The 23,228-nt window shown below is 63.0% G+C and carries 17 protein-coding genes, 1 tRNA gene and 1 pseudogene; 3 read left to right on the top strand and 16 right to left on the bottom strand.

Annotation, left to right across the window (positions count from 1 at the left end; translation table 11 throughout):
- Positions 1 to 6 precede the first annotated feature (6 nt).
- A complete protein-coding gene (locus XaFJ1_RS04435; protein WP_012915468.1) occupies positions 7 to 999 on the bottom strand; it encodes an ABC transporter substrate-binding protein in 993 nt (330 codons plus the stop codon).
- 99 nt (positions 1,000 to 1,098) lie between these two features.
- Positions 1,099 to 2,106: an AraD1 family protein gene (gene araD1, locus XaFJ1_RS04430; RefSeq protein ID WP_045757209.1), complete on the bottom strand. Its 1,008-nt coding sequence runs from the start codon at positions 2,104 to 2,106 to the stop codon at positions 1,099 to 1,101.
- Positions 2,107 to 2,258: 152 nt separating this feature from the next.
- On the opposite strand from araD1, the gene XaFJ1_RS04425 reads away from it, so the two are divergent.
- Complete coding sequence (locus XaFJ1_RS04425; RefSeq protein ID WP_012915466.1) at positions 2,259 to 3,236, top strand: LysR substrate-binding domain-containing protein; 978 nt, start codon at positions 2,259 to 2,261, stop codon at positions 3,234 to 3,236.
- A gap of 198 nt (positions 3,237 to 3,434) precedes the next feature.
- On the opposite strand, the gene XaFJ1_RS04420 is transcribed toward XaFJ1_RS04425, so the two are convergent.
- Positions 3,435 to 4,232: an SDR family NAD(P)-dependent oxidoreductase gene (locus XaFJ1_RS04420; protein ID WP_045756755.1), complete on the bottom strand. Its 798-nt coding sequence runs from the start codon at positions 4,230 to 4,232 to the stop codon at positions 3,435 to 3,437.
- Between the two features lie 171 nt (positions 4,233 to 4,403).
- Between XaFJ1_RS04420 and XaFJ1_RS04415 the strand changes: the two genes are divergently transcribed.
- On the top strand, positions 4,404 to 6,128 hold the full coding sequence (locus XaFJ1_RS04415) for an IlvD/Edd family dehydratase (RefSeq protein ID WP_012915464.1): 1,725 nt from the start codon (positions 4,404 to 4,406) through the stop codon (positions 6,126 to 6,128).
- Positions 6,129 to 6,330: 202 nt separating this feature from the next.
- Here the strand turns inward: XaFJ1_RS04415 and XaFJ1_RS04410 are convergent, their stop codons facing one another.
- The 9 genes from XaFJ1_RS04410 to XaFJ1_RS04370 all read right to left on the bottom strand — a co-directional run bounded on the left by XaFJ1_RS04410 (position 6,331) and on the right by XaFJ1_RS04370 (position 17,705).
- Positions 6,331 to 7,158 carry an alpha/beta hydrolase gene (locus tag XaFJ1_RS04410; protein WP_012915463.1) on the bottom strand — a complete coding sequence of 276 codons (828 nt, stop codon included), beginning with the start codon at positions 7,156 to 7,158 and terminating at the stop codon, positions 6,331 to 6,333.
- Positions 7,159 to 7,288: 130 nt separating this feature from the next.
- Entirely contained in the window at positions 7,289 to 8,689 is a 1,401-nt protein-coding gene (gene radA / locus XaFJ1_RS04405) for a DNA repair protein RadA (RefSeq protein WP_012915462.1), read from the bottom strand.
- 85 nt (positions 8,690 to 8,774) lie between these two features.
- The gene (locus XaFJ1_RS04400) at positions 8,775 to 10,121 is read right to left on the bottom strand and encodes an aminotransferase class I/II-fold pyridoxal phosphate-dependent enzyme (protein ID WP_012915461.1); all 1,347 of its coding nucleotides are present in this window, start codon (positions 10,119 to 10,121) and stop codon (positions 8,775 to 8,777) included.
- 493 nt (positions 10,122 to 10,614) lie between these two features.
- Positions 10,615 to 12,504: a M61 family metallopeptidase gene (locus XaFJ1_RS04395; protein ID WP_012915460.1), complete on the bottom strand. Its 1,890-nt coding sequence runs from the start codon at positions 12,502 to 12,504 to the stop codon at positions 10,615 to 10,617.
- Between the two features lie 251 nt (positions 12,505 to 12,755).
- Positions 12,756 to 13,094, bottom strand: a complete 339-nt coding sequence (gene cyoD / locus XaFJ1_RS04390; RefSeq protein ID WP_012915459.1) for a cytochrome o ubiquinol oxidase subunit IV — start codon at positions 13,092 to 13,094, stop codon at positions 12,756 to 12,758.
- Positions 13,094 to 13,714: a cytochrome o ubiquinol oxidase subunit III gene (gene cyoC, locus XaFJ1_RS04385; protein WP_012915458.1), complete on the bottom strand. Its 621-nt coding sequence runs from the start codon at positions 13,712 to 13,714 to the stop codon at positions 13,094 to 13,096. Before cyoC ends, cyoD begins: the two co-directional genes overlap by 1 nt.
- Positions 13,715 to 13,717: 3 nt before the next feature.
- Positions 13,718 to 15,718: a cytochrome o ubiquinol oxidase subunit I gene (gene cyoB / locus XaFJ1_RS04380; RefSeq protein WP_045756754.1), complete on the bottom strand. Its 2,001-nt coding sequence runs from the start codon at positions 15,716 to 15,718 to the stop codon at positions 13,718 to 13,720.
- Complete coding sequence (cyoA, locus tag XaFJ1_RS04375; RefSeq protein WP_012915456.1) at positions 15,718 to 16,659, bottom strand: ubiquinol oxidase subunit II; 942 nt, start codon at positions 16,657 to 16,659, stop codon at positions 15,718 to 15,720. Before cyoA ends, cyoB begins: the two co-directional genes overlap by 1 nt.
- 590 nt (positions 16,660 to 17,249) lie before the next feature.
- Complete coding sequence (locus XaFJ1_RS04370) at positions 17,250 to 17,705, bottom strand: avidin/streptavidin family protein (protein ID WP_080928189.1); 456 nt, start codon at positions 17,703 to 17,705, stop codon at positions 17,250 to 17,252.
- Positions 17,706 to 18,253: 548 nt separating this feature from the next.
- On the opposite strand from XaFJ1_RS04370, the pseudogene XaFJ1_RS04365 reads away from it, so the two are divergent.
- Positions 18,254 to 18,502, top strand: a pseudogene (locus tag XaFJ1_RS04365) (IS3 family transposase); the annotation flags it as partial.
- 181 nt (positions 18,503 to 18,683) lie between these two features.
- On the opposite strand, the gene XaFJ1_RS04360 reads toward XaFJ1_RS04365, so the two are convergent.
- The 4 genes from XaFJ1_RS04360 to ileS all read right to left on the bottom strand — a co-directional run bounded on the left by XaFJ1_RS04360 (position 18,684) and on the right by ileS (position 23,226).
- Positions 18,684 to 18,759 (bottom strand) — tRNA-Thr (locus tag XaFJ1_RS04360).
- Positions 18,760 to 18,794: 35 nt separating this feature from the next.
- The gene (ispH, locus tag XaFJ1_RS04355) at positions 18,795 to 19,745 is read right to left on the bottom strand and encodes a 4-hydroxy-3-methylbut-2-enyl diphosphate reductase (protein WP_012915452.1); all 951 of its coding nucleotides are present in this window, start codon (positions 19,743 to 19,745) and stop codon (positions 18,795 to 18,797) included.
- A gap of 57 nt (positions 19,746 to 19,802) precedes the next feature.
- Positions 19,803 to 20,306 carry a signal peptidase II gene (gene lspA / locus XaFJ1_RS04350; protein WP_012915451.1) on the bottom strand — a complete coding sequence of 168 codons (504 nt, stop codon included), beginning with the start codon at positions 20,304 to 20,306 and terminating at the stop codon, positions 19,803 to 19,805.
- Between the two features lie 88 nt (positions 20,307 to 20,394).
- Entirely contained in the window at positions 20,395 to 23,226 is a 2,832-nt protein-coding gene (gene ileS, locus XaFJ1_RS04345) for an isoleucine--tRNA ligase (protein WP_012915450.1), read from the bottom strand.
- Positions 23,227 to 23,228: the final 2 nt, after the last annotated feature.

The raw sequence follows: 23,228 nt of genomic DNA, 5'->3' as shown, positions 1-23,228 counted from the left end.
TGCCCGTCAGTATTTACGTTTGGGCAGTTCGGCCGCGGCCTGCGCCTGGGTGTACACCGCCTCCTGGACCACGATGCGCTTGGGCAGCGACTTGCCGGCCTTGATCTCGCGTATCGCCTGTACCAATTGCGGGCCGAGCAGCGGATTACATTCCACGGTGACGTTGAGCTTGCCGGCCTGCATGGCCTCGAACGCACCTTTCACTCCATCGATGGAGATCACCAGGATGTCCTTGCCCGGCTTCAGTCCCGCCTCTTCGATCGCCTGGATCGCACCGATAGCCATGTCATCGTTATGCGCGTACACCACGTCGATGTGGCGGCCTTCGGCTTTCAGGAACGCCTCCATCACTTCCTTGCCCTTGGCCCGAGTGAAGTCGCCGCTCTGCGAGCGCACCACTTGAAAGCGCGGATTGCCGGCGATGACCTCCTTGAAACCGCGCATGCGGTCGATCGCCGGCGCCGACCCCACCGTGCCCTGCAATTCGACGATGCGCACGGGCTGGTCGCCATCCTTCAACGGCGACTGTTGCAGCAACCAGCGCCCGGCCTTACGCCCTTCCTCGACGAAGTCCGAGCCGATCAGGGTGACGTACAGGCTCTGGTCGGACACCTTCACCGCGCGATCGGTCAGCACCACCGGAATATTGGCGGCCTTGGCCTCGCGCAGCACGGTCTCCCAACCCGATTCCACCACCGGCGAAAACGCGATCACGTCCACGCGCTGGGCGATGAACGAGCGCAAGGCCTTGATCTGGTTTTCCTGCTTCTGCTGGGCATCGGAAAACTTCAACTTCATTCCGGCATCGGCGATGGCCTGCTTGATCGAGGCGGTGTTGGCGGTGCGCCATTCGCTCTCGGCGCCCACCTGGCTGAAGCCGACCGTGATCTGCCCCGATGCCTTGCCCGCGTCCTTGCCGCCGCCCGAGCATCCGCCCAGGGCCAATCCCAGCATTGCCAGCATCCCCAACATCGCCGCACGCATTCCCGAGTTCTGCATAGCCCTTCCTCAGTTTGTTGGCGCGCGTGTGGCGCATGCGGCGTTCGCGCCGCAGCGGCCGCCTGGCCTCCCAGGTCGGCGCGCGCATGGGATCGATCTCTACAACACGCGCACTCCGCCCAGATCGAACCCGGCGGGCACCCGCTGCAACGGATTGACTAACGCCGCGCCCAAGGCAGGCAGCTCGATCTCGAAACGATCACCCGGCTGCGTCTGCACACCGTCGGCGAAACTGAGCGTGGCGGTACCGAAAAAATGCAGATGCACATCGCCCGGCACACGGTGCGCGGCGTACTTGAAATGGTGGTATTCGAGATTGGCCAGCGAATGGCACATATTGGCTTCCCCGGTGACGAACGGCTTCTCCCAGATCACCGCATCGCCACGACGGATGCGGCTGCTACCGCGCAGGTCGCGCGGCAATTCACCGCTGCGCAGTTCCGGCCCCACCGCGCAGGCGCGCAACTTGGAATGGGCAAGATACAGATAGTTCTGCCGCTCGGTGACGTGATCGGAAAATTCGTTGCCCAGCGCAAAGCCGAGCCGGTACGGCACACCGTCGGCAGCGATCACGTACAACCCGACCAATTCCGGCTCCTCGCCGCCATCCAGGGCGAAATCCGGCGACGGCAGCGCGGCGCCCGGGGCCACCAGAATGCTGCCATCGCCCTTGTAAAACCACTCCGGCTGGGCGCCGGGCCGGCCGTCGCGCGGGATGCCCCCTTCCACGCCAAGCTGGAAGATCTTCATCGAATCGGTGAGCGTACCGGCATCGGCCTGCTGCTGCAGGTTCTGGTGCATGGCATCGCGGGTGGCGGCGCTGCCCAGATGGGTCAGGCCGGTGCCGGTGACGCGACAGTGCGCCGGGTCCGGATGGGTCAACGGCGACAAGACCCGGCCGTTCGCCAGCAACTCGGCGTAATCCAGCACACGCTCGCTGCGTAGGCCCATGGCCTGCGCGTCCAGACTGCAACCGGCGGCCAGCGCCGCATTGGCCAACGCGTAGGTCGAGGCGACCTCGCGCAGCACCCGAACCTGGGTGCCCTCGGCTTCCACCACGCCCACAGCAGGAACACCGGAGGCCTCGCGCAACTGGATCAATCGCATGAATCGGTCGCCTGTCGAATACGGGGAAAATTTCGCGCGGCGCAGGAACGTCCACCAGGCGGCGTGCGTGGTCATTCTGGCGGCATGACCTATATGCAACAAATATCGATTTTGGCTTAAATTATACGAACATTCGTATACTTCGGCGCATCATGCCTACCGCCACACCCTGGTTCGTCCGCGCCCGCCTCAAGACCCGTCAACTGATGCTGCTGCTAGCCATCGAAGAAGCAGGCAACATCCATCGCGCCGCCGAGACATTGAACATATCGCAACCGGCCGCCTCCAAGCTGTTGAAGGATCTGGAGGACATGCTGGCCGTTCTCCTGTTCGAACGCCTGCCGCGCGGCATGCGCGCGACCTGGTATGGCGAGACGCTGATCCGCCACGCACGCATCGCTCTGGCCAGCCTCAACGAGGCCGGCGCCGAGATCGAGGCGCTGAAGGCCGGGTATGCCGGCAACGTCAGCGTCGGTGCAATCGCCGGCCCGGCGATGAGCCTGCTGCCCACCGCACTGGCCCAGGTCGGCGCACAGCATCCGTTACTGCGCGTGGCCTTGCGCGTGGACGGCAGCGACGTGCTGCTGGAACAACTGGCGCAAAACAAGCTCGACATCGTGGTCGCGCGGCTGCTCGCACGCCACGACAAGCGTCACCTGCACTATCAGGCACTGGCCGAGGAACACATCTGCGCCATCGTCCGTCCCGAGCATCCGTTGTTGGCAGGCCCTCCACCGTCGCTGCGTGCGCTGGCCGACGCCGCCTGGATCGTGCCACCGGACGGCAGCGTATTGCGCCACCGCTTCGAACTGATGTTCCAGAACGTCGGGCTGGAAGCGCCCAAACGCGTGCTGGAAACCTCCGCGCTGGCGGTGCTGCCGCAGTTGCTGCGGCACAGCGATCATGTCGCGGTAGTGCCGGTGGACGTGGCCCGGCATTTCGTCGACCACGGCAGCGTGGCAATCGTGCCGGTGGAACTATCCTGCTGCATGGATGCGTTCGGCATCATCACCCGCAGGGACTGGCTGCTCTCGCCCAGCGCGCGGATCATGCTGCAAGCACTGCAAGACGCCGCCGCCAAGGTGTATGGCATCGCCATGCCGGACGCGGAGCCGCTCACCCACGCATGATGCCACCGCCACTAGCAAGGACAATGCACACGTCTACCGCGTCCCTGCACGCTCGCTATAGAAGCGCGGTTGGTCGCCGCAAACCCACACACAAACGCACACATTAAGAACCCACCAGACACGGCGATCCTGTCGGACTGCCGTCCCTGCGACAACAACCGTCGCCAGTAGCCCCTCCCTGAGCACACCGGCTGTGCATCAAGTCCAACCGGCATCCACCACGAACTCCTGCGCGGTGATCGCACGCGCCTCGTCCGAGGCCAGAAACAATGCCATGCGCGCAATGTCTTCCGGCATCACTTTATCGGGCAAACACTGGTTGCGGGCCAACTCGCGCTCGCCGGCCTCGTCCAGCCACAGCGTGATCTGGCGTTCGGTCATCACCCAGCCCGGGGTCAGCACATTGATGCGGATCCGCGCTGCGCCCAGTTCGCGCGCCAGGCCACGGGTGAGACCGTTCACCGACGACTTGGCGGTGGCGTAGACCGCATAACCACCGGTCTTGGTCTGCCAGCCGGTGGAGCCGAGGTTGACGATGGCGCCGCCACCGAGCCTACGCATGCCGGGCACCACCGCCTGGATAGCGAAAAACGCGGCACGCTGGTTGATCGCCACGCAGCGCTCCCAGTACGCCGGGGTCACCGCGTCCAACGCGTGGCGGTCGTCGCTGCCGACGTTGTTGAGCAGCACATGGAAATCGCCCAGCTCGGTCGCCGCCTCGCCGATCGCCGCTTGCAGCGCCACCACATCGGTGACGTCACAACGGCGCCACCACGGCTTGACCAGGCCAGCGCCAGCCAGACGTTCGACCAGCGCCGCGCTGGCCTCGGCGGCGACATCAACAAACGCCACCTGCGCGCCCTGCACAGCGAAAGCCTCGACCAACGCCGCGCCAATGCCCGAGCCGCCACCGGTGATGAACACCCGACGCCCACGCAAGCTGCCGTATGTTGCCTGAGCATGGGAAGAAGACGCTGCGTTTGCCGAGTTGTCCATGCCGTTTCGCTCTAGGTGAATGGGATTGCCGCATGTAAAAAAAAATATCGTTAACCAGATATTTGTTATTTTTCATGTATCAATATGCCCGCTAGCATCATCTGCGTAAAGCATCCGGGGGCGGCTTGCACACAGGCGGAACCCGGCGACCCGGACACGAGGAACGCCAGCATGGGCTCACCCAGCAAACCGCCACGCCGCAGCCAGGCCTGGTTCGGACGCGAAGGCAAGCAAGGCTTTTACTATCGCAGCTGGCTCAAGAGTGCAGGCCATCCGCACGACATGTTCGATGGCCGCCCGGTGATCGGCATCTGCAATACTTGGTCGGAACTGACCCCATGCAACGGCCATCTGCGCGAACTGGCCGAACACGTCAAACGCGGCGTCTACGAAGCCGGCGGATTTCCGCTGGAATTCCCGGTGATGTCGCTGGGCGAGACGCAGATGCGACCGACCGCGATGCTGTTCCGCAATCTGGCCAGCATGGACGTGGAGGAATCGATCCGCGCCAATCCGCTGGATGGCGTGGTGCTGTTGATGGGCTGCGACAAGACCACACCGTCCCTGCTGATGGGAGCGGCCAGCGTCGACCTGCCGACCATCGGCGTGTCCGGTGGCCCCTCGTTGTCGGGCAACTGGCGCGGACAGCCGCTGGGCTCGGGCACCGGGGTGATCCAGATGTCGGAGATGGTCCGCGCCGGCACTCTGGCGCAGGAGGAGTTCGTCGAAGCGGAAGCCTGCATGCAACGCTCCAAAGGCAGCTGCATGACCATGGGCACCGCCTCGACCATGGCCAGCATGGTCGAGGCACTGGGCATGTCGCTGCCCGAAAATGCGGCGATCCCGGCCGTGGATGCGCGCCGCGCGCGGCTGGCGCGGCTCAGCGGTCGGCGCATCGTGCAAATGGTGGAAGAAGACCTGTGCATGTCGCAGATTCTGACCAGGCAGGCGTTCGCCAACGCGATCAAGGTCAACGCCGCCATCGGCGGTTCCACCAATGCCGTGCTCCACCTGCTTGCCCTCGCCGGTCGCATCGGGGTGCCGCTGAGCCTGGACGACTGGGACCAATTAGGCTCGCGCCTGCCGTGCCTGGTCAATTTGAAGCCATCGGGCGATTATCTGATGGAGGATTTCTACTACGCTGGCGGACTGCCGGCGGTGATGCGCGAACTCGGCGCCGAACTGGACCTGGATGCGCGCACCGTCAACGGTCGCACCCTGGGCGAGAACGTCGTGCAGGCACCGTGCTGGAACCGCGCGGTGATCCACGCACTGGATGCGCCGTTCCGCGAGCAGGCCGGTATCGCCGTGCTGCGTGGCAATCTGGCCCCGGACGGCGCGGTCATCAAACCCTCCGCCGCCTCGTCGCACCTGTTGCGGCACCGTGGCCGCGCGGTGGTATTCGAGAGCATCGAAGACATGAAAGCGCGTATCGACGACGAAGCGCTGGACATCGACGCCGACTGCATCATGGTGCTGAAGAACTGCGGCCCGCGCGGCTACCCCGGCATGGCCGAGGTCGGCAACATGCCGCTACCACCGAAACTGCTGCGCGCCGGCATCACCGACATGGTGCGCATCTCCGACGCACGCATGAGCGGCACCGCCTATGGCACCGTGGTTCTGCACGCCTCGCCCGAGGCCGCCACCGGCGGCACGCTGGCACTGGTGCGCGACGGCGACATCATCGAACTCGACGTCCCCGGCCGCTCGCTGCATCTGGAAGTGAGCGACGAGGAACTGCTACGCCGACGCAGCGAATGGACTCCGTTGCCCGCCCCGACGCGCGGCTGGAGCAAGCTCTACGTGGAGCACGTGCAACAAGCACATCTGGGGGCGGACCTGGATTTTCTGGTCGGCGGCAGCGGCGCAGAGGTCGCCCGCGATTCGCATTAGGCGCTGGACTCCAATGCAGGAGCGGTTTCAGCGGCACCTGCAGCGTGTCGCTGTGCGCTGCTGACAGCAACCTCGAACGACGCCAGCCACCACGTGCAATCGGACGCGCCTGCGCGTCACCGCAGCATCATGATCTCAGCCGGTTGCCCTGCACCATCGTCCCCCACAGCCTGCTCGACATCTACGATTTCCTGCCGTTTGCTTATCCCGCGCTGGCTTGAACAGCGCTGGCTTTAACCACGCATGGCAGCATTTCATTCAAGAACTCTACCGAAGCCGTCGCCACCGCAACGGCAAGCTGCGATTTATACGGCGACCCGATGGCATGAGCCGCGGCGGCGAACGGCAGTGCGCGTTTGTGCTGCGGGCGCGTTCCCAGTGCATCGAACATGGACAACATCGCAGGCACGGATGCCGTGCGATCTTCTGCTCCAGTTGCATCACGGTAATAGCCGAGAAACACCGGGCATTTCACCCTGGACCACGGCGGATCGGCCGCGTTTGCACTGAGCGTATCGCGCAGCGCGTTGAAGCCATCGGGATGTATCCACTGCGACCAGTAGGCTTGGACCGTCGGCGAACGCTCTCCGGGCACCTTCAACGGCTCGGCCGCCGCGCACAACTGATCCAGGAACCCAGGGTCGGCAGCCTCCACCGCGGGCGACCACGCAACGACAGCGCCAACATCCGCGGGCCGCGTGGCCGCAAGCCAGAGTCCCAGCGTGGCGCCGAGCGAGGATCCAACGATCGCAACGACATCCCCCATCGCGCAGGCTCGATCCAGTGCCTCCAGAGCCGATGTTTCCAGGCCCCCACGGGTGAGCCCTTGCATCGCGTCCGGCGCGGCTTCACCGTGCCCCGGCCAGCGGTGGACGTAGAGATTGGCACCCAGCGCCTGTGCCATCTGCTCCGGCAGATCGCCGGCATCGCCGGGACTCGCCGAGAACCCATGAAGATAGAGAAGCACGAGTTGTCTACGAATGCCTGGCCCCAGGCGCCATTGCTCTCTGGCTGCATTGCCGGGCTTCATCGTTTGCTCCTGGGCCACCGTGTGGCTGCATGGTGCCTGATAACAAAAAATAGCGCGTCAGCGTTGACGACCTTGCCGGTCAGCCCGCCATGCCGCTGGACATGTCACCACTGCGTGCACGCACATACCGCTAAGCGCTCGCCGCCTCCAGCGCCTGCGCCAGCCGCTCCACCGCGATCACCTCCATACCCTTGACCGTGCCGATCTTGGGCGCATTGGCCTTGGACACGATGGCGCGCTTGAACCCATGCGTGGCCGCCTCGCGCAGCCGATCCTCGCCGTTGGGTACCGGGCGGATCTCGCCGGACAGGCCGACCTCGCCGAAGGCGATGGTCTTCTCCGCCAATGGCCGGTCGCGCAACGAGGACAGCACCGCCAGCAGCACAGGGAGATCGGCGGCGGTCTCCTGCACGCGAATGCCACCGACCACGTTGACGAACACATCCTGGTCGCCGACCACGATGCCGCCATGCCGATGCAGCACCGCCAGCAGCATCGCCAATCGGTTTTGCTCCAGGCCCACCGCGACCCGACGCGGGTTGGACAGTGGCGAGGTATCCACCAACGCCTGCACTTCCACCATCAGCGGGCGCGTGCCTTCGCGCGTGACCATCACGCAACTGCCGGGCTGGTGCGCGCTGCCACCGGACAGGAAAATCGCCGATGGATTGGAGACTTCCTTCAGCCCCTTCTCGCCCATCGCGAACACGCCCAGTTCGTTGACCGCGCCGAAGCGGTTCTTGAACGCGCGCAAGAGGCGGAAGCGGCTACCGCTCTCGCCCTCGAAGTACAGCACCGCATCGACCATGTGTTCGAGCACACGCGGACCGGCGATGCCGCCCTCCTTGGTGACATGACCGACCAGAAACACCGCGGTGCCGGTCTCCTTGGCATAGCGCACCAGTCGCGCCGCGCTCTCGCGCACCTGGCTGACCGACCCGGGCGCGGCGCTCAGCGCCTCGGTCCACAGGGTCTGCACCGAGTCGGCCACCATCAACTTCGGCCGCGCGGCGCTGGCGTGCTGCAGGATGTGTTCGATACCCGTCTCGGCCAATGCGTTGAGGCCGTCCAGCGGCAAGTCCAGGCGCACCGCGCGCCCGGCCACCTGCGCCAGCGATTCCTCGCCGGTCACGTACAGCACCGGCAACGTGCTGGCCATCTTCGCCAGCGCCTGCAGCAACAAGGTGGACTTGCCGATGCCCGGATCGCCGCCGATCAGCACCACCGCGCCTTCGACCAAGCCACCACCGAGTACCCGGTCGAACTCGCCGATGCCGGTGGACACGCGCGCCTGGTCGCGTTGCTCCACATCCTTGAGCGCGGTGATTTTCGGCGTTTCGGCCTTGCCGGCCCAGCCGTCGCGCCGCGCAGCGGCTGGGACGCTCGCTGCGGTCGCGCGCTCCAGCACGATCTCGCTCAGCGTATTCCAGGCACCGCACTCGGCGCACTGCCCTTGCCATTTCGTGTAGTCGGCACCGCATTCGCCACAGACGTATGCGGTTCTGGCTTTGCTGACGACGCTCTTGACCATGGGACATCCGGACGACAACGGGATGTCCCACTGTAACCGCAGCGCGTCTCGCCAGGCGAGAACGGCAAGCGCGCTGCGACGCCGATCAGGCAGCCTGGCGAAGCCGCGCCTCACCGCGCGCGTGTTCGTCCCAGACTTGGTCGATACAGTCGGCCAGACACTGCAGATCTTCCGAGGTGTGCGTGGACATCACACTGATCCGCAAGCGCTCCTGTCCACGCGGCACTGCGGGGAAATGCACCGGATTGACGAAGATACCCAACTGATGCAAGCGCATCGCCGCCGCCTTGGCATCCATGTCCGCCGGGGTATGCACCATCAGAATCGCCGAGGGTGTGGACACGTTCAAGCCCCAGCGCAAGGCGTTGAGCCGCGCGCACAGCGAAGCGGCATTGGCATGTAACTGACACATGCGCTCCGGCTCGCTTTCGATTACGTCCAATGCGCCATGCACCGCGGCGATGGTGGCGGGCGGCAACGCAGCGGAAAACATGTAAGAACGGGAGATCCAGCGCAGATATTCGATCAGCGGGCGCGAGCCGCAGACGAAGCCGCCATTGACCGCCAGCGTCTTGCTGAATGTCCCCATCAACACGTCGATCTCTTTCGCCACGCCGAAGTGCTCGCCGCTGCCACCGCCATACGCACCGAGCACACCGGTGCCGTGCGCATCGTCGACCACCAGCATCGCCGAATGGCGCTTGCACAGCGTCACCAGATGATCCAACGGCGCCAGGTCGCCATCCATCGAATACACGCCCTCGACAGCGACGAACACGTCGCGGCCGCTGCAATCATGCTGACCCAGCCAGTGCGAAAGCCGCTGCAGATCGTTGTGCGGGAAGCGACGCGCGCTGACGCCCGCCAGCTTCAAGCCATCGAACCACGACGCATGCGAATATTCGTCGTAGTACATCCGATCACCTTCGCGCATCAGTGCGCCCGGCAGCGCCAGGTTGGCGGAAAAGCCACTGGAAAAGATCATCGCGTCTTCCTGGCCTTTGTGCGCCGCCAGGCGCTGTTCCAGTTCGCGGGTGATGCCGAGATATCCATTGAGAAACGGCGGCCCACCAATACCGGTGCCGTATTTTGCGATGGTGCGGGTGACCCGCTCGCGCACATGCGGATGATTGGCCAAGCCAAGATAGTTGTTGGAACCGAACATCAGCATGGGCTGCGCCTTGCCGGTATCGCGATCGAGCACCATCACTTGACGATCGGCAGGCGAGACGATTTCGCGGTGGTACGGCATGCGCGCATGCTGGCGATCCTGCTGGACCAGCGCATCGACGTAGCGCGCGCGCTGTCGCACGTTCATGTCGAGATTGCCGAACAGCAGCGCGGGATCGAAGTTTTCGCCGCTTTGCGGCAAGGGATCGGAAGCTTCCAGAACATCGGCACCGGAAGCTCGCGTATGAGAAGACGACTGCATGGGGAAGAACCTGCGCAGGGAAACGTGAGTGGATTGAGAGCCCGTTTAACAGGGCGATCTACACTAGAGCGCACACCCATAAAGATTCCATCCATCGCCACATCAACTTACACGGTGACGACATAAATTTTGCGCATCCACACCAAAGCAAATGCGCGATACAACAGCACAGATGAAATACTCACCCCCATTGCATCGATGATGCATCGGCTGACACGCAGCGTGGTGTGTGAGCAGATTGCGTCACACCCAGTACACGACTGCACTACGTGGCCACCTGTTGCTACATCTCGACCATCCGATATCAGAAACGGTAGCAGCGCTTCCAGCCTCTACAGGCAACGCTCTGCAAGCGCCGCGATGCGATGTCCAGCACACGTCCGGCGATGCCACGCACACACGATCACAGCATACGGTCACAACGACGCGGCGACGAGTGGCGACCACCGATGCCGCCCTCAGCGCGCACGGCATCGGCAGACGCACTCGGCCATCAGCGCGTCTTATACAGCTCGCTCAAACGATCCGGCTTGCCAGCGATGCGTTCCAGATGCGGATACAACAAGCCGCCGTGGTAATCCAGACGCAGCGTGTCGTAGCGGTCACCGCGCTTGACCAGCAGCTCCAGAGGCGCGCCACCACCCTTGGCTGCGGTAATCGCCTGCTTGAGCGCTTCCGCGCTGTACTCGCGACCAGCGACCGCGACGATGCGGTTGCCAGCCATGATGCCGGCAGCGAACGCCGGGCCATCCCATAGCACATCATCCACCTCGCCCCGCTCGTCCAGATATAGGCCCAACGAATAGGTCAGGTTGAGGCTCTTGCCGCGCGATTCGGTATTCGTGCTGGCCTCGTTCGGCTTCTCGGTGTAGACGAGTTTCCAACCACTGGCCTCGATACCACCGACCAGTGAGCCATGACCGTCGAGATGGCTGCGCAGGAAGCTGGCCCAGTCATACTTGGCAATACCGTTGAGCGCGACGACGATGTCGTCGAAGGTGTAGGTATTGACGTCCCAGGCACCGTCGTGCATGCCGAAGAATGCCTTGGCGAAATCGTCCAGCGAGCGTTTGTCGCCGCTCAGTTCGCGCAACTTCGCATCGACCTCCAGCCACATCATTTGCCCACCCGAATAATAGTCCTCGCTCAATTGATAGCTGTCATAGGCGCGCGGCCGGCGCAGCGAGATGGTCGGGTCGTTGGTGGTGTCCTGCAGTGCACGCCAGGTCAGGCCGGGATGGCCGCGCTGGTAGCTCGCCGCGACGTTGGCGAGTACGTCGCGCGCTTGCGTCTGCGTCCACAACCCCGAGCGCGCCGCGATCACCTGGCCCCAGAACTGGGTCTGGCCCTCGTACATCCACAACAGGCTGTCGCCCATCGGCACGTTGAAGTTCGGTGTGGCGATGTCGACGCCACGGCGATACTTGCCGTTCCAGGAGTGATTGAACTCGTGCGGCAACAGGTCGCGCACTTGCCAGCTCTGGTTCCAATCGGTGAAATAATCCAACGGCTCTCTGTTTTCGCTGGAACGATGGTGCTCCAGGCCGACGCGACCAAGTTTTTCGCTCAGCGCCAGCAAAAATTCGTAGTGATCGAAATGACGTGCGCCGTATAGCTTGTCCATCTGCTGCACCAGCACCTGATGTGCCTTGATCCCATCGGGCTTGACGTCCAACGCTTCGGGCTTGTCGGCGAACACATTCAGCGCCACCGGCGCCTTACTCTTTGCATCCAGCACAATGCGTTTGTAGTACTTGCCGGCAAACATCGGCGAATCGGCCAGATCTTCCAACGTGATCGGTTTGAACGTCACCCTGTCGCCGGAACGGGTGGCGGTGTCCAACGCCGTGGCGTAGCTCCAGCCCGCAGGCAAGGTCACGCTGGCTTGGGTCATGATGTTGCGCACGTACACACCCGCCGGATACAGCATGGTGGTGTTCCACTCCAGGTTGAGCATCTCCGGAGTCATCATCACCTGGCCCTGGCCGTTGCCCTGCGAGGACAAAAACTGATACTCGGCGACGATTTCGTTGACGCCGGCCGGCACCTCGATCTTGAACGCGTACACGTCGAACTGATCGCGCGTCCACGGCAATACCTTGCCGTTGGCCTTGATGATCAATCCGGCCAGTTTGTCGAGCGGCCCGGTCGGCGAATGATTGCCGGGAATCCACTGCGGATACAGCAAGGTCATCGGCCCTGGCGTCGCCGGGATGGTGGTACGCACGCGAAAGATGCGATGCGGCAGATCGGTGGCATCGACATCGATCTTCAACGTGCCGGCAAATGGCACATCACGCGGTGGCGCGGTCTGGGCCGCAGCCTGGAACGGAGCAGTGGCGGCCAGCAGCAAGAGCGCCATCCAGGCGGTGGAATTATTCATGAACTCTCCCCAAGGGAACGATAACGGACAAGAAAACGACCATGCTATGCCTGCAACAGCACCTGCGTGCCATGCCATAGGTCATGCGCAGCAGCATTCACACCAACGGGCAGGGTAACGTCGCAGGCAAACGGCATACAACAGCGCATGCAGCCGCGTTTCACCCACGCAGCAAACACGACGCTGAGCGCAAAATGCGACAGGCCGCCTGCAGGCGGCCTGTCGCAGCATCCAGGTGGGACTCCGCGGGTTCAATGCATCATGTTGACGTTGAGGTTGTGCAAGACCCACAGCGAGCCGACCACCACGATACCGATGATCAACAAGGAGAACAGGCCCACATGCACGTTGGAGCGCTGTTCAGGCGAGCGGTCCATGTGCAGGAAGTAGACCAGATGCACCAGCATTTGCACCGCGGCCATCACCGCGATGGCGATGACAGTCGCCCCCTTGGGGAATGCACCGCTCATCACCATGCCGAACGGGATCACGGTGAGAATCACGGCAAGGACGAAGCCGATCAGATAAGACTTCAGGCTACTGCCATGCGACGGGTCGGCATGCGCCTCGGAAGAAGGATGGTGGGCCATTACAGCGCTCCCAGCAGGTAAACGATGGTGAACACGCCGATCCAGATCACGTCGAGGAAGTGCCAGAACAGGCTCAGGCACGCCAAACGGGTGCTGTTGCGCGGAGTCAGGCCGTTCCTGGCGATCTGGATCACCAGCACCGTCATCCACAGCAGGCCCGAGGCCACGTGCAGGCCATGGGTGCCGACCAGAGTGAAGAAGGCCGAGAGAAACGCGCTACGGCCAGGACCGGCACCCTCGTGGATGAGGTGGTGGAACTCGTAAAGCTCCATGCCCAGAAAGCCCAGGCCCAGCGCCGCGGTGACCGCGAGCCAGGCATACAGGCCGCCCATGCTGCGCCTGTGCGCGGCGATCATCGCCAAGCCGAAGCCCAGGCTGCTGAACAGCAGCAGGAAGGTTTCCACCAGTACGAACTTCAGGTCGAACAGTTCCTTGGCGGTCGGGCCATCCACCGTCGCGCCCGCCAGCACGGCGTAGGTGGCGAACAGGCCGGCGAAGATGAGGCAATCGCTCATCAGGTAGACCCAGAACCCGAAGACGGTGCTGCCGCCCGTGTCGTGATGTGCGTGGTCGTGGCCGTCCGCGTGGTCGGCGTGGTGATCGAGCGTCGTGGAAGCCATGGTTCAAAGCGCCTTTGCGGCATGCGCCGCCTGTTGCTGTTCCAGCAGGGCGAAACGCGCGTTCTCGATGCGCTCCACTTCCTCTGCGGGGACCCAGTAGTCGATATCGTCATCGAAGGTGCGGGCGATGAAACTGCCGACCATGCCGACCAGACCGACGAGCGCCATCCACCAGATGTGCCAAGTCAAACCGAAGCCCAGGGCCACACCGAAGGCGCCGATCCAGAAGCCAGCCGCCGTATTGCGTGGCATGTGGATCGGCTCGTACTTGGCCGGACGCGTCCAGCCCTTGCCCTTCGCCTTGTCTTCCCAGAACTGGTCGCGGTCGTCGATGTGCGGCAGCACGGCGAAGTTGTAGAACGGCGGCGGCGAGGACGTCGCCCACTCCAGGGTGCGGGCATGCCACGGATCGCCGGTCAGGTCCAGGTTGTCCTTGCGCTTCCAGATGCTGTAAACGATCTGCAGCAGGTTGAGGAAAATACCGGCACCGATGATCGCCGCCCCCACCGCGGCCACCATCAGCCACGGTGCCCATTCCGGATGGTTGTAGCTGTTCATGCGCCGGGTCATGCCCATGAAGCCCAGCACGTACAGCGGCATGAAGGCGATGAAGAAGCCGACGATCCAGCACCAGAACGACGCCTTGCCCAGCGTTTCGTTGAGCTTGAAGCCGAATGCCTTCGGGAACCAGTAGGTCAGACCCGCCAGGTAACCGAACACCACGCCGCCGATGATCACGTTGTGGAAGTGCGCGATCAGGAACAGGCTGTTATGCAACACGAAATCCACCGCCGGGATCGCCAGCATCACGCCGGTCATGCCACCGATGGTGAAGGTGATCATGAAGCCGATCGTCCACAGCACCGGCGCGGTCATGTGCACGCGACCGCGGAACATGGTGAACAGCCAGTTGAAGATCTTCACCCCGGTCGGGATCGAGATGATCATCGTCGTGATGCCGAAGAAGGCATTGACGTTGGCACCCGAGCCCATGGTGAAGAAGTGGTGCAACCACACGATGAACGACAACACGCCGATGCACGAGGTGGCGTACACCATCGAGGCATAGCCGAACAGGCGTTTGCGGCTGAACGTGGCGATCAACTCGGAGAAAATGCCGAACGCCGGCAGGATCAGGATATACACCTCCGGGTGGCCCCAGATCCAGATCAGGTTGACGTACATCATGGCGTTGCCGCCACCGTCGTTGGTGAAGAAGTGCGTGCCCAGGTAGCGGTCGGCACCCAGCAGCGCCAGCGCCACGGTCAGGATCGGGAACGCGGCGATGATCAGGATGTTGGTGATCAGCGCGGTCCAGGTGAAGATCGGCATCCGCATCAGGGTCATGCCCGGCGCGCGCATGCGCATGATCGTCACGAAGAAATTGACGCCGGTGAGCAATGTGCCGAGGCCGGAAATCTGCAACGCCCAGATGTAGTAATCCACCCCGACGCCCGAACTGTATTGCAACTCCGACAACGGCGGATACGCCAGCCAGCCTGTCTGCGCGAACTCACCCACGCCCAGCGAGATGTTGACCAGCGCCGCACCGGACACGAACAGCCAGAAGCTCAGCGAGTTCAGGAACGGGAAGGCGACATCGCGCGCGCCGATTTGCAGCGGCACGACCAGATTCAACAAGCCGGTCATGAACGGCATGGCCATGAAGAAAATCATGATCACGCCATGCGCGGTGAAGATCTGATCGTAGTGATGCGGCGGGAAGATGCCCGGATTGCCATCGTGCGCCATGGCCTGCTGGGTACGCATCATCGCCGCGTCGGCGAAACCGCGCAGCAGCATGACCAGCGCCACCAGGATGTACATGACACCGATGCGCTTGTGGTCGACCGAGGTCAGCCACTCGTGCCACAGATAGCCCCACTTTTTGTACTTGGTGACCGCCGCCACGGCCAGCAGGCCGAACAGGCTCGCGCCCCCGAGGGCGGCCATGATGATCGGCTCGTGGTACGGAACCGCCTCGAGCGTAAGTTTGCCTAACATCACTTGTCTCCAGAAGTGCACATGGCGACCGGCTCGACCGCCGATGCCGGATGGGCGTGGTGGCCGTCCATGTCGTGGCCCTTGCCCATCATGTATTTGTCGATCAACGACTTGAACAGGCCGTTCTGCACCGAGGCGTAGTACGTCACCGGATAGGCCGCCTCGTCGTTGCGGTCGGCGGCCAGCGCCTGGAATTGGGCATGGTCCAGCGTCTTCTGCGACGCCTTGACCTTGGCCACCCAGGCATCGAAGCCGGCGCGGTCGGTGGCGTGCACCGTGAAGCCCATCTTGGAGAAGCCGTGACCGCTGTAGTTGGCCGACAGACCGAACATCTCGCCCGGCTCATTGGCGATCAGGTGCAACTTGGTCTCCATGCCGGCCATCGCATAGATCTGCGTGCCCAGATGCGGGATGAAGAACGAGTTCATCACCGTGTCCGAGGTGATCTTGAAATTCACCGGCGTATCCACCGGCAAGGCGATCTCGTTGACCGTGGCGATGCCCTGCTCCGGGTAGATGAACATCCACTTCCAGTCCAGCGCCACCGCCTCGATGGTGATCGGCTTGACCTGCGACTCCAGCGGCTTGTACGGATCCAGCGCATGCGAGGAGCGCCAGGTGAGCACGGCCAGCACCAGGATGATCATGCACGGAATGGACCACACCACCACTTCGATCGCGGTGGAATGCGACCAGTTCGGCTCGTAGCGGGCCTTGGTGTTGGAGGCGCGATAGCGCCAGGCGAAGGCCAGGGTCATCACGATGACCGGGATCACCACCAGCAGCATCAACACGACGGAGGTGATCAGCAACGTCTTCTCGTCTTGGCCGATCTGCCCCCTGGGGTTGAGGATGGCCGAGTCGCAGCCGGCCAACAGCAGCACGGCCGGTAGTAGCAGACCGGAGCGCAGCGAACGCCGGAGTTGTTTCAACGGAATCATCGAACGATCCAACTTGCGTAAAGGAATGCGAACCACCCGAACGAAGGGCGGCGTGCCGTGCAAGGTCCGTCCGCATCTACCGCCGCATCCGGACCGGCCTGCGCGATCACCTGGGTATTTTATGCTGCCGTGCCACAATTCCGGAAGCCATGGCGCCGCCCAAGCAGGCGCAACGCCCTGGTTTGATGTGCGACACATTGCCGCACCGAGCTGCGACATGGGGTCGCAGTGGGTCGATGGAGCGTTCCGGACATCAGCGTCTCACCACGCCATGAGATGAATGCAATCCAAGCCGCTCCGGGCTGGATGCGCTGCTAGGCAAGATGAGATTGCCCCTCGTGATAGATGCGTCGCCAGCACTCTCTCGGTGCGCGCATGCGGCAGGGCCGGGAAACCGTACGCGTTGAAGCATGCATCGTAACCGTTATCGGTCCGGATCACTTTCGGCAGGCCGAACAGATAAAAAATGGCCAAAGGAGATATCCGATTCAAATGGATATTTTCCTCTGGCCATGGAGTTCCACATGTTTTAAATAAAATATGGAAAAATCTTCGCGCCTGGAATCGATTGCGCGGCGCTGGTTAGCCGGTCAGTAGGGCAAGGCAGCAAAACCGTCGGTATTGGTCAGCACATGATCCCAGGAATAATCGGAGCTACCTCGCGCCAGATGCCAAAGCGTCGTAATCAACGCGGGTTTGTATTTTGTTCCATCGACACAGGTGCCGGTCCAGGCGGTGACGCTGCCATAGGTACCCCATCGCACGGAAAAAGTGAATACAGTCCGGTTGTTTGACTTAGTGGGTGAAGCATTGTTAATCCACCCGACCATCGGATACTCAGAACCGGTAGTTCCGGAAGGCGAGATATAGTTACCTGATATCTTCCCGGAAGAAGCATCAAACTCCGAGACAATGAGCGTGGAACCCAACTCGTTTTTCCATCTCCCCAACGGATTGGTGCATGTGGGCTCGGCGTGGGCCAGCGAGGCGCAGCCCGCCAAAAGTGCAAGACAAGCCGCATAGCGATGTATGTGCGTTGACATTATCATGTTCTCCTAAGTAATCGAAACCAGAAAAGCTATTGGGTAGGCCTGACTAACCGAATAGGGAAACGAGCTAGGAAACCACCCATTCTTATGCCACCACTCACTGCCACCAACAAAGCCAATGAAAGACAAAGTGGCAATGACTGAATCACTTAAAGATAGTGAAAACCTTGGCTAAACAGATTACGGGCAGATCAGCTTGATCTATCCACGATAATTTACCTGATCGCCATATGTGTCAATGCCTACAGAGTAAACCGTCTACCGCACGAGATGGATAGACATCCCATTTGAAACAACATCGTGGCGGGATTTGCAAAAGCAGCCTTCGAATTGAACTTCATCTTAATCTTCTCAGAAATATTTTCTGATTGCGCATTCAACGCGGCCCAAGATGAATCGCTCAGTGTTTCCCAAACATCTCAGGGCCATGAAAAATGGCGAGTTAGAACCTGTCCATGAGCAGCAGGTGTGATGCAGATGAGTTCAAGATAGATGGGGTCCGCCAAGTGACCAATCGCAGGTTCAAGACGGTGGAGGCGCCGAACGGTTGGACGATGCGTGATCCCGCCGACACCGACCTGATCTTGCAGACCCTGCTATCCGCGCTTTGGCGGCGCGATCCCAAACCCGCTGGATTGGTTCATCCGGATCAAGCCTCGGCCCAGACTCGCGATGACGGGCCATGTTTCCTGGCGGCCCATGGCCTAGTGCGCAGCACGCGTCGTCGCGGCAACTGCCACGACAATGCACCGATGCAGAGTTTCTTCGGCCTGCTCAAACGCGAACGGATCAGGCATCCCTGATTTCTGGATGCTCGCCATGCGGGCATCTATATGGGGAATTTTTGCGGAGTGGGGGGAGATCGATGCCGTGCAAATCGTGCCACACACCAAAAATGGAAACGCCCGAAACCCATACGGCCCGGGCGTTTCGTATCGAATCGTAGCGATTGAGGCAGCTACTGGATCCAGGCTCTGGTGCCGGAAATAGGAATCGAACCTACGACCTACGCATTACGAATGCGCCGCTCTACCAACTGAGCTATTCCGGCGGAATCGCGAATTTTAGTGGGCCGCCCGCATCGGGTCAATCGATCAGGCGCAGCCGCAACTCCTTGGGCAGAGCGAACACCATCGACTCCGGTTCGCCGGCCAGTTCGGACACGCCCTCGGCGCCGAGTTCGCGCAGGCGTGCGATCACGCCATCCACCAGCACCTGCGGCGCCGAGGCGCCAGCGGTCAGGCCAATGCGACGCTTGCCGGCGACCCAGGCCGGGTCGATCTCACTGGCGCCGTCAATCAGGTACGACTCCACGCCGTCGCGGCGCGCCAGTTCGCTGAGCCGGTTGGAATTGGAGCTGTTCGGCGAGCCGACCACCAACACCAGATCGCACTGGCGCGCCAGATCGCGCACGGCATCCTGGCGGTTCTGCGTGGCATAGCAGATATCGTCGTTCTTCGGCCCCTGCATCACCGGGTAGCGCGCGCGCAGCGCTTCGATGATGCCGTAGGTATCGTCCACCGACAGCGTGGTCTGGGTGGTGTAAGCGAGGTTCTGCGGCTGTTGCACCTCCAGCGTGGCGACCTGTTCCATATCTTCGACCAGATAAATGCGTCCGCTGCCGCGCTCGCGGTCCCACTGCCCCATCGTGCCCTCCACTTCCGGATGACCCGCATGGCCGATCAGCACCACATCGCGACCGGCGCGGCAATGCCGGGCCACCTCGAAATGCACCTTGGTCACCAGCGGACAGGTCGCATCGAACACTTTCAGACCGCGCCGCTCGGCCTCCTGCCGCACCGCCTGGGACACGCCGTGGGCGCTGAAGATCACCGTATTGCCATCGGGCACTTCGTCCAGTTCCTCGACGAAGATCGCACCGCGCTGTTTGAGGTCGTCGACGACGAAGCGGTTGTGCACCACCTCGTGGCGCACGTAAATCGGCGCGCCCAACGTCTCGATGGCACGTTTGACGATCTCGATCGCGCGATCAACGCCGGCGCAGAAGCCGCGAGGGTTGGCAAGCAGAACATGCATAGATCAGATCCGCCGGCTGTTGATGACAGGCGCTTCGATAGGGGAGAGCAAGTCGAATTATCCCGTTTTTCGCTTCGCTTTGCCGTCCCACAACCCGAACAATGCGATCCCGATGGCACCGGCGACGATGGCCGAATCGGCAAGGTTGAACGAAGGCCAATAATGCTGACCCACGTACCACTGGATGAAATCGACCACATGCCCGTGTAGCAGCCGGTCGATCACGTTGCCGATCGCGCCGCCGATCACCAGCGCGTAGGGCACGGCACTGCGCCACTCGCTGCGCGGAGTGCGTGCCAGCCACCAGGCCAGCAGGCCGCTGATGCCCAGCGCCAGCAAGGTAAAGAACCACAACTGCCAGCCCCCGGCCTGGCTCAAAAAACTGAAGGCCGCGCCGGTGTTGTAGGTGCGGTACCAGTTCCAAACACCGGGGATCACCGTCACTGGAGTGAACTCGGGCAGGCTGGACAGCACCCAGGCCTTGCTCCACTGGTCCAGACCGATCACCAACGCCGACAGCAACAGCCAGATCAGCGCGGAGGGGGTGGGGCGTGCGGTCATGTGTTCGTTCTGCCTTGGGCGAAATGAAGAAAAAAACAAGGATGCTGGCCGCGGATGCGGGAACGCCGCCTGCCCGCGCCAGGACTGCTCAGAACCACCGCCGCACTTCGCCCGGCCCGGCGATGTTGCTGACGCAGCGGCCGCACAGCTCCGGATGCGCCGGGTCCAGCCCAACGTCGGCACGGTGGTGCCAGCAACGCACGCACTTGGGCTTGCTGGTGGCCTGGGCACTAACGAAGATCTCCTCGGTACTGGCCTCGCACACCACCACGTCGCCACTGATGAACAGGAAACGCAGCTCTTCCTGCAGCGGCTGTAACCAGGCCACGGTCGCCGCGTCGGCGGCGACGGTGATCTCCGCCTCCAGCGCGGCGCCGATCACGCCGTTGCTGCGCATCGGCTCCAACAGCTTGGCCACCTGCTCGCGCAGCGCCAGCAACCGCTCGACATCGACCGCGCTCAGCGCCGCGTCTTCCGGCAACGGCGCCAGGCCCTCGTACCAGGTCGCGAACAGCACGTTGCCCAGATGCGCCCCTGGCAGATACCCCCACAACTCGTCGGCGGTGAAGCTGAGGATCGGCGCGATCCAACGCACGAACGCCTCGGCCACATGGAACATCGCGGTCTGCGCCGAACGCCGACCATGCGCATCCTCGGCCATCGTGTACAAGCGATCCTTGGTCACGTCCAGGTACAACGAGCCCAGGTCCACGCTGCAAAAATTCAGCAGCGCCTGCACGATCGCGGCGAAGTCGTAGCGCGCGTAAGCGGCCTTGATCTGCTCCTGCAACAGGTAGGCGCGATGCACGATCCAGCGATCCAGGGCGACCAGCTCCGGCAGCGGCCGCAAGTGTTCGGCCGGGTTGAAGCCGTGCAGGTTGCCGAGCAGGAAGCGCGCGGTGTTGCGCAAGCGGCGGTAGGCATCGGCATTGCGCTTGAGGATCTCCTGCGACAACGACATCTCGTTGCTGTAGTCGGCCGACGCGATCCACAGGCGCAGGATGTCCGCGCCCAGGGTTTTCATGATGTCCTGCGGCTCGATGCCGTTGCTCAGCGACTTGGACATCTTGCGGCCATGCTCGTCCACGGTGAAGCCGTGGGTCAGGCACTGCCGGTACGGCGCCATCTGATCCAGCGCCACGCCGGTCAGCAGCGAGGATTGGAACCAGCCACGGTGCTGGTCCGAACCTTCCAGGTACAGGTCGGCCGGCTTGGGCAGGCCGCGCTCGGTCAACACCGCCTCGTGGGTGATGCCGGAATCGAACCAGACATCGAGGATGTCGGTGATCTTCTCGTAATCGGCCGCATCCTCGCCGAGCATGTCGGTGGCGTCGAGGGTGTACCACACATCCACCCCGCCCTCCTCGACCCGGTCGGCGACCTGGCGCATCAGTTCGGCGCTGCGCGGATGCGGCTCGCCGGTTTCGCGATGCACGAACAACGCGATCGGCACGCCCCAGGTGCGCTGACGCGAAATGGTCCAGTCCGGGCGCCCGGCGACCATGCCGGCGATGCGCGCCTGGCCCCAGGCCGGGTACCAATGCACGTCCTCGATCGCTTTCAACGCATCGGCGCGCAGGTTGGCCTGCTCCATCGAGATGAACCACTGCGGCGTGGCACGGAACGCAATCGGCGTCTTATGCCGCCAGCAGTGCGGATAACTGTGGACCATGCTCGCGCGCGCCAGCAGTTGCCGGCGCGCGGCAAGCACGTCGGCGATGAGGTCGTTGGCCTTCCAGATGTGCACCCCGGCCAGTTCCACGCCATCGGCGGCTGGCGTGGACGGCAGATACACGCCGCGCGCATCGATCGGGTTGATCTGCGCGGCGCTGTAGCGCTCCAGCAGCCCGTATGGCTTGGCCGCGACATAGTCTTCCTGGCCGTGGCCGGGCGCGGTATGCACCGCACCGGTACCATCGGTATCGGACACGTGTTCGCCAAGGATCAGCGGAATGTCGCGGGTGTCGTAGAACGGATGCGCCAGCAACTGGTGTTCGAGCGCCGCGCCGGCGACGCGACCATGCACCACCACTTCGGCGACCCCGTAACGCGGCAACGCACGCTCGGCCAGCGCGTCGGCCAGCACCAACCAGCGTCGGCGGCCATCGTCGGCCGGACCTTCGACCAACGCATACACCAGCGCCGGTCCCAGCGCCACAGCCAGCGAGGCCGGCAGCGTCCACGGCGTGGTGGTCCAGATCGGCACGGCGACCTCCACACCCTCCGGCAACGCCACGCCGAACGCGGCGGCCAGCGCCGCGCCATCGCGCGCCGGATAAGCCACCTCGACCGTCGGCGACTGCTTGTCGGCGTATTCGATCTCGGCTTCGGCCAGCGCCGAACCGCAGTCGAAACACCAATGCACCGGCTTCACGCCACGGGTCAAATGACCGTTGTCGACGATCTTCGCCAGCGCACGAATTTCGTTGGCCTCGAAATGGAAATCCAGCGTGCGGTAAGGGTTGTCCCAATCGCCGATCACGCCCAGGCGCTTGAAGTCGCGGCGCTGCAGGTCGATCTGCGCGTTGGCGTACTCGCGGCATTTCTGCCGGAACTGCACCGCATCCAGCTTGACCCCGACCTTGCCGAAGCTCTTCTCGATGGCGATCTCGATCGGCAGGCCGTGGCAATCCCAGCCGGGGATGTACGGCGCGTCGAAGCCGGACAGGTACTTGGACTTGACGATGATGTCCTTGAGGATCTTGTTGACCGCATGCCCGAGGTGGATCGCCCCGTTGGCGTAGGGCGGGCCATCGTGCAACACGAACAACGGCCGGCCCTGCGCGTGGTCGCGCAGTTGCGTGTACAGCCCCTCGCTCTCCCAGCGGGCCAACGTGTCCGGTTCGCGCTTGGGCAGATCGCCGCGCATCGGGAAATCGGTCGCCGGCAGGTGGAGGGTGGCTTTGTAATCCTGGGTCACGG

Source organism: Xanthomonas albilineans, from assembly GCF_009931595.1.
In the GTDB taxonomy this organism is placed as follows: Bacteria; Pseudomonadota; Gammaproteobacteria; order Xanthomonadales; family Xanthomonadaceae; genus Xanthomonas_A; species Xanthomonas_A albilineans.
Note: the sequence above shows the minus strand (reverse complement) of the source record. Positions and strands in the feature narration are given on the sequence as shown.

Coding starts and splice junctions, on each gene's coding strand:
- XaFJ1_RS04435 (WP_012915468.1), bottom strand. CDS start 999: ATGCAGAACTCGGGAATGCGTGCGGCGATGTTGGGGATGCTGGCAATG.
- araD1 (WP_045757209.1), bottom strand. CDS start 2,106: ATGCGATTGATCCAGTTGCGCGAGGCCTCCGGTGTTCCTGCTGTGGGC.
- XaFJ1_RS04425 (WP_012915466.1), top strand. CDS start 2,259: ATGCCTACCGCCACACCCTGGTTCGTCCGCGCCCGCCTCAAGACCCGT.
- XaFJ1_RS04420 (WP_045756755.1), bottom strand. CDS start 4,232: ATGGACAACTCGGCAAACGCAGCGTCTTCTTCCCATGCTCAGGCAACA.
- XaFJ1_RS04415 (WP_012915464.1), top strand. CDS start 4,404: ATGGGCTCACCCAGCAAACCGCCACGCCGCAGCCAGGCCTGGTTCGGA.
- XaFJ1_RS04410 (WP_012915463.1), bottom strand. CDS start 7,158: ATGAAGCCCGGCAATGCAGCCAGAGAGCAATGGCGCCTGGGGCCAGGC.
- radA (WP_012915462.1), bottom strand. CDS start 8,689: ATGGTCAAGAGCGTCGTCAGCAAAGCCAGAACCGCATACGTCTGTGGC.
- XaFJ1_RS04400 (WP_012915461.1), bottom strand. CDS start 10,121: ATGCAGTCGTCTTCTCATACGCGAGCTTCCGGTGCCGATGTTCTGGAA.
- XaFJ1_RS04395 (WP_012915460.1), bottom strand. CDS start 12,504: ATGAATAATTCCACCGCCTGGATGGCGCTCTTGCTGCTGGCCGCCACT.
- cyoD (WP_012915459.1), bottom strand. CDS start 13,094: ATGGCCCACCATCCTTCTTCCGAGGCGCATGCCGACCCGTCGCATGGC.
- cyoC (WP_012915458.1), bottom strand. CDS start 13,714: ATGGCTTCCACGACGCTCGATCACCACGCCGACCACGCGGACGGCCAC.
- cyoB (WP_045756754.1), bottom strand. CDS start 15,718: ATGTTAGGCAAACTTACGCTCGAGGCGGTTCCGTACCACGAGCCGATC.
- cyoA (WP_012915456.1), bottom strand. CDS start 16,659: ATGATTCCGTTGAAACAACTCCGGCGTTCGCTGCGCTCCGGTCTGCTA.
- ispH (WP_012915452.1), bottom strand. CDS start 19,745: ATGCATGTTCTGCTTGCCAACCCTCGCGGCTTCTGCGCCGGCGTTGAT.
- lspA (WP_012915451.1), bottom strand. CDS start 20,306: ATGACCGCACGCCCCACCCCCTCCGCGCTGATCTGGCTGTTGCTGTCG.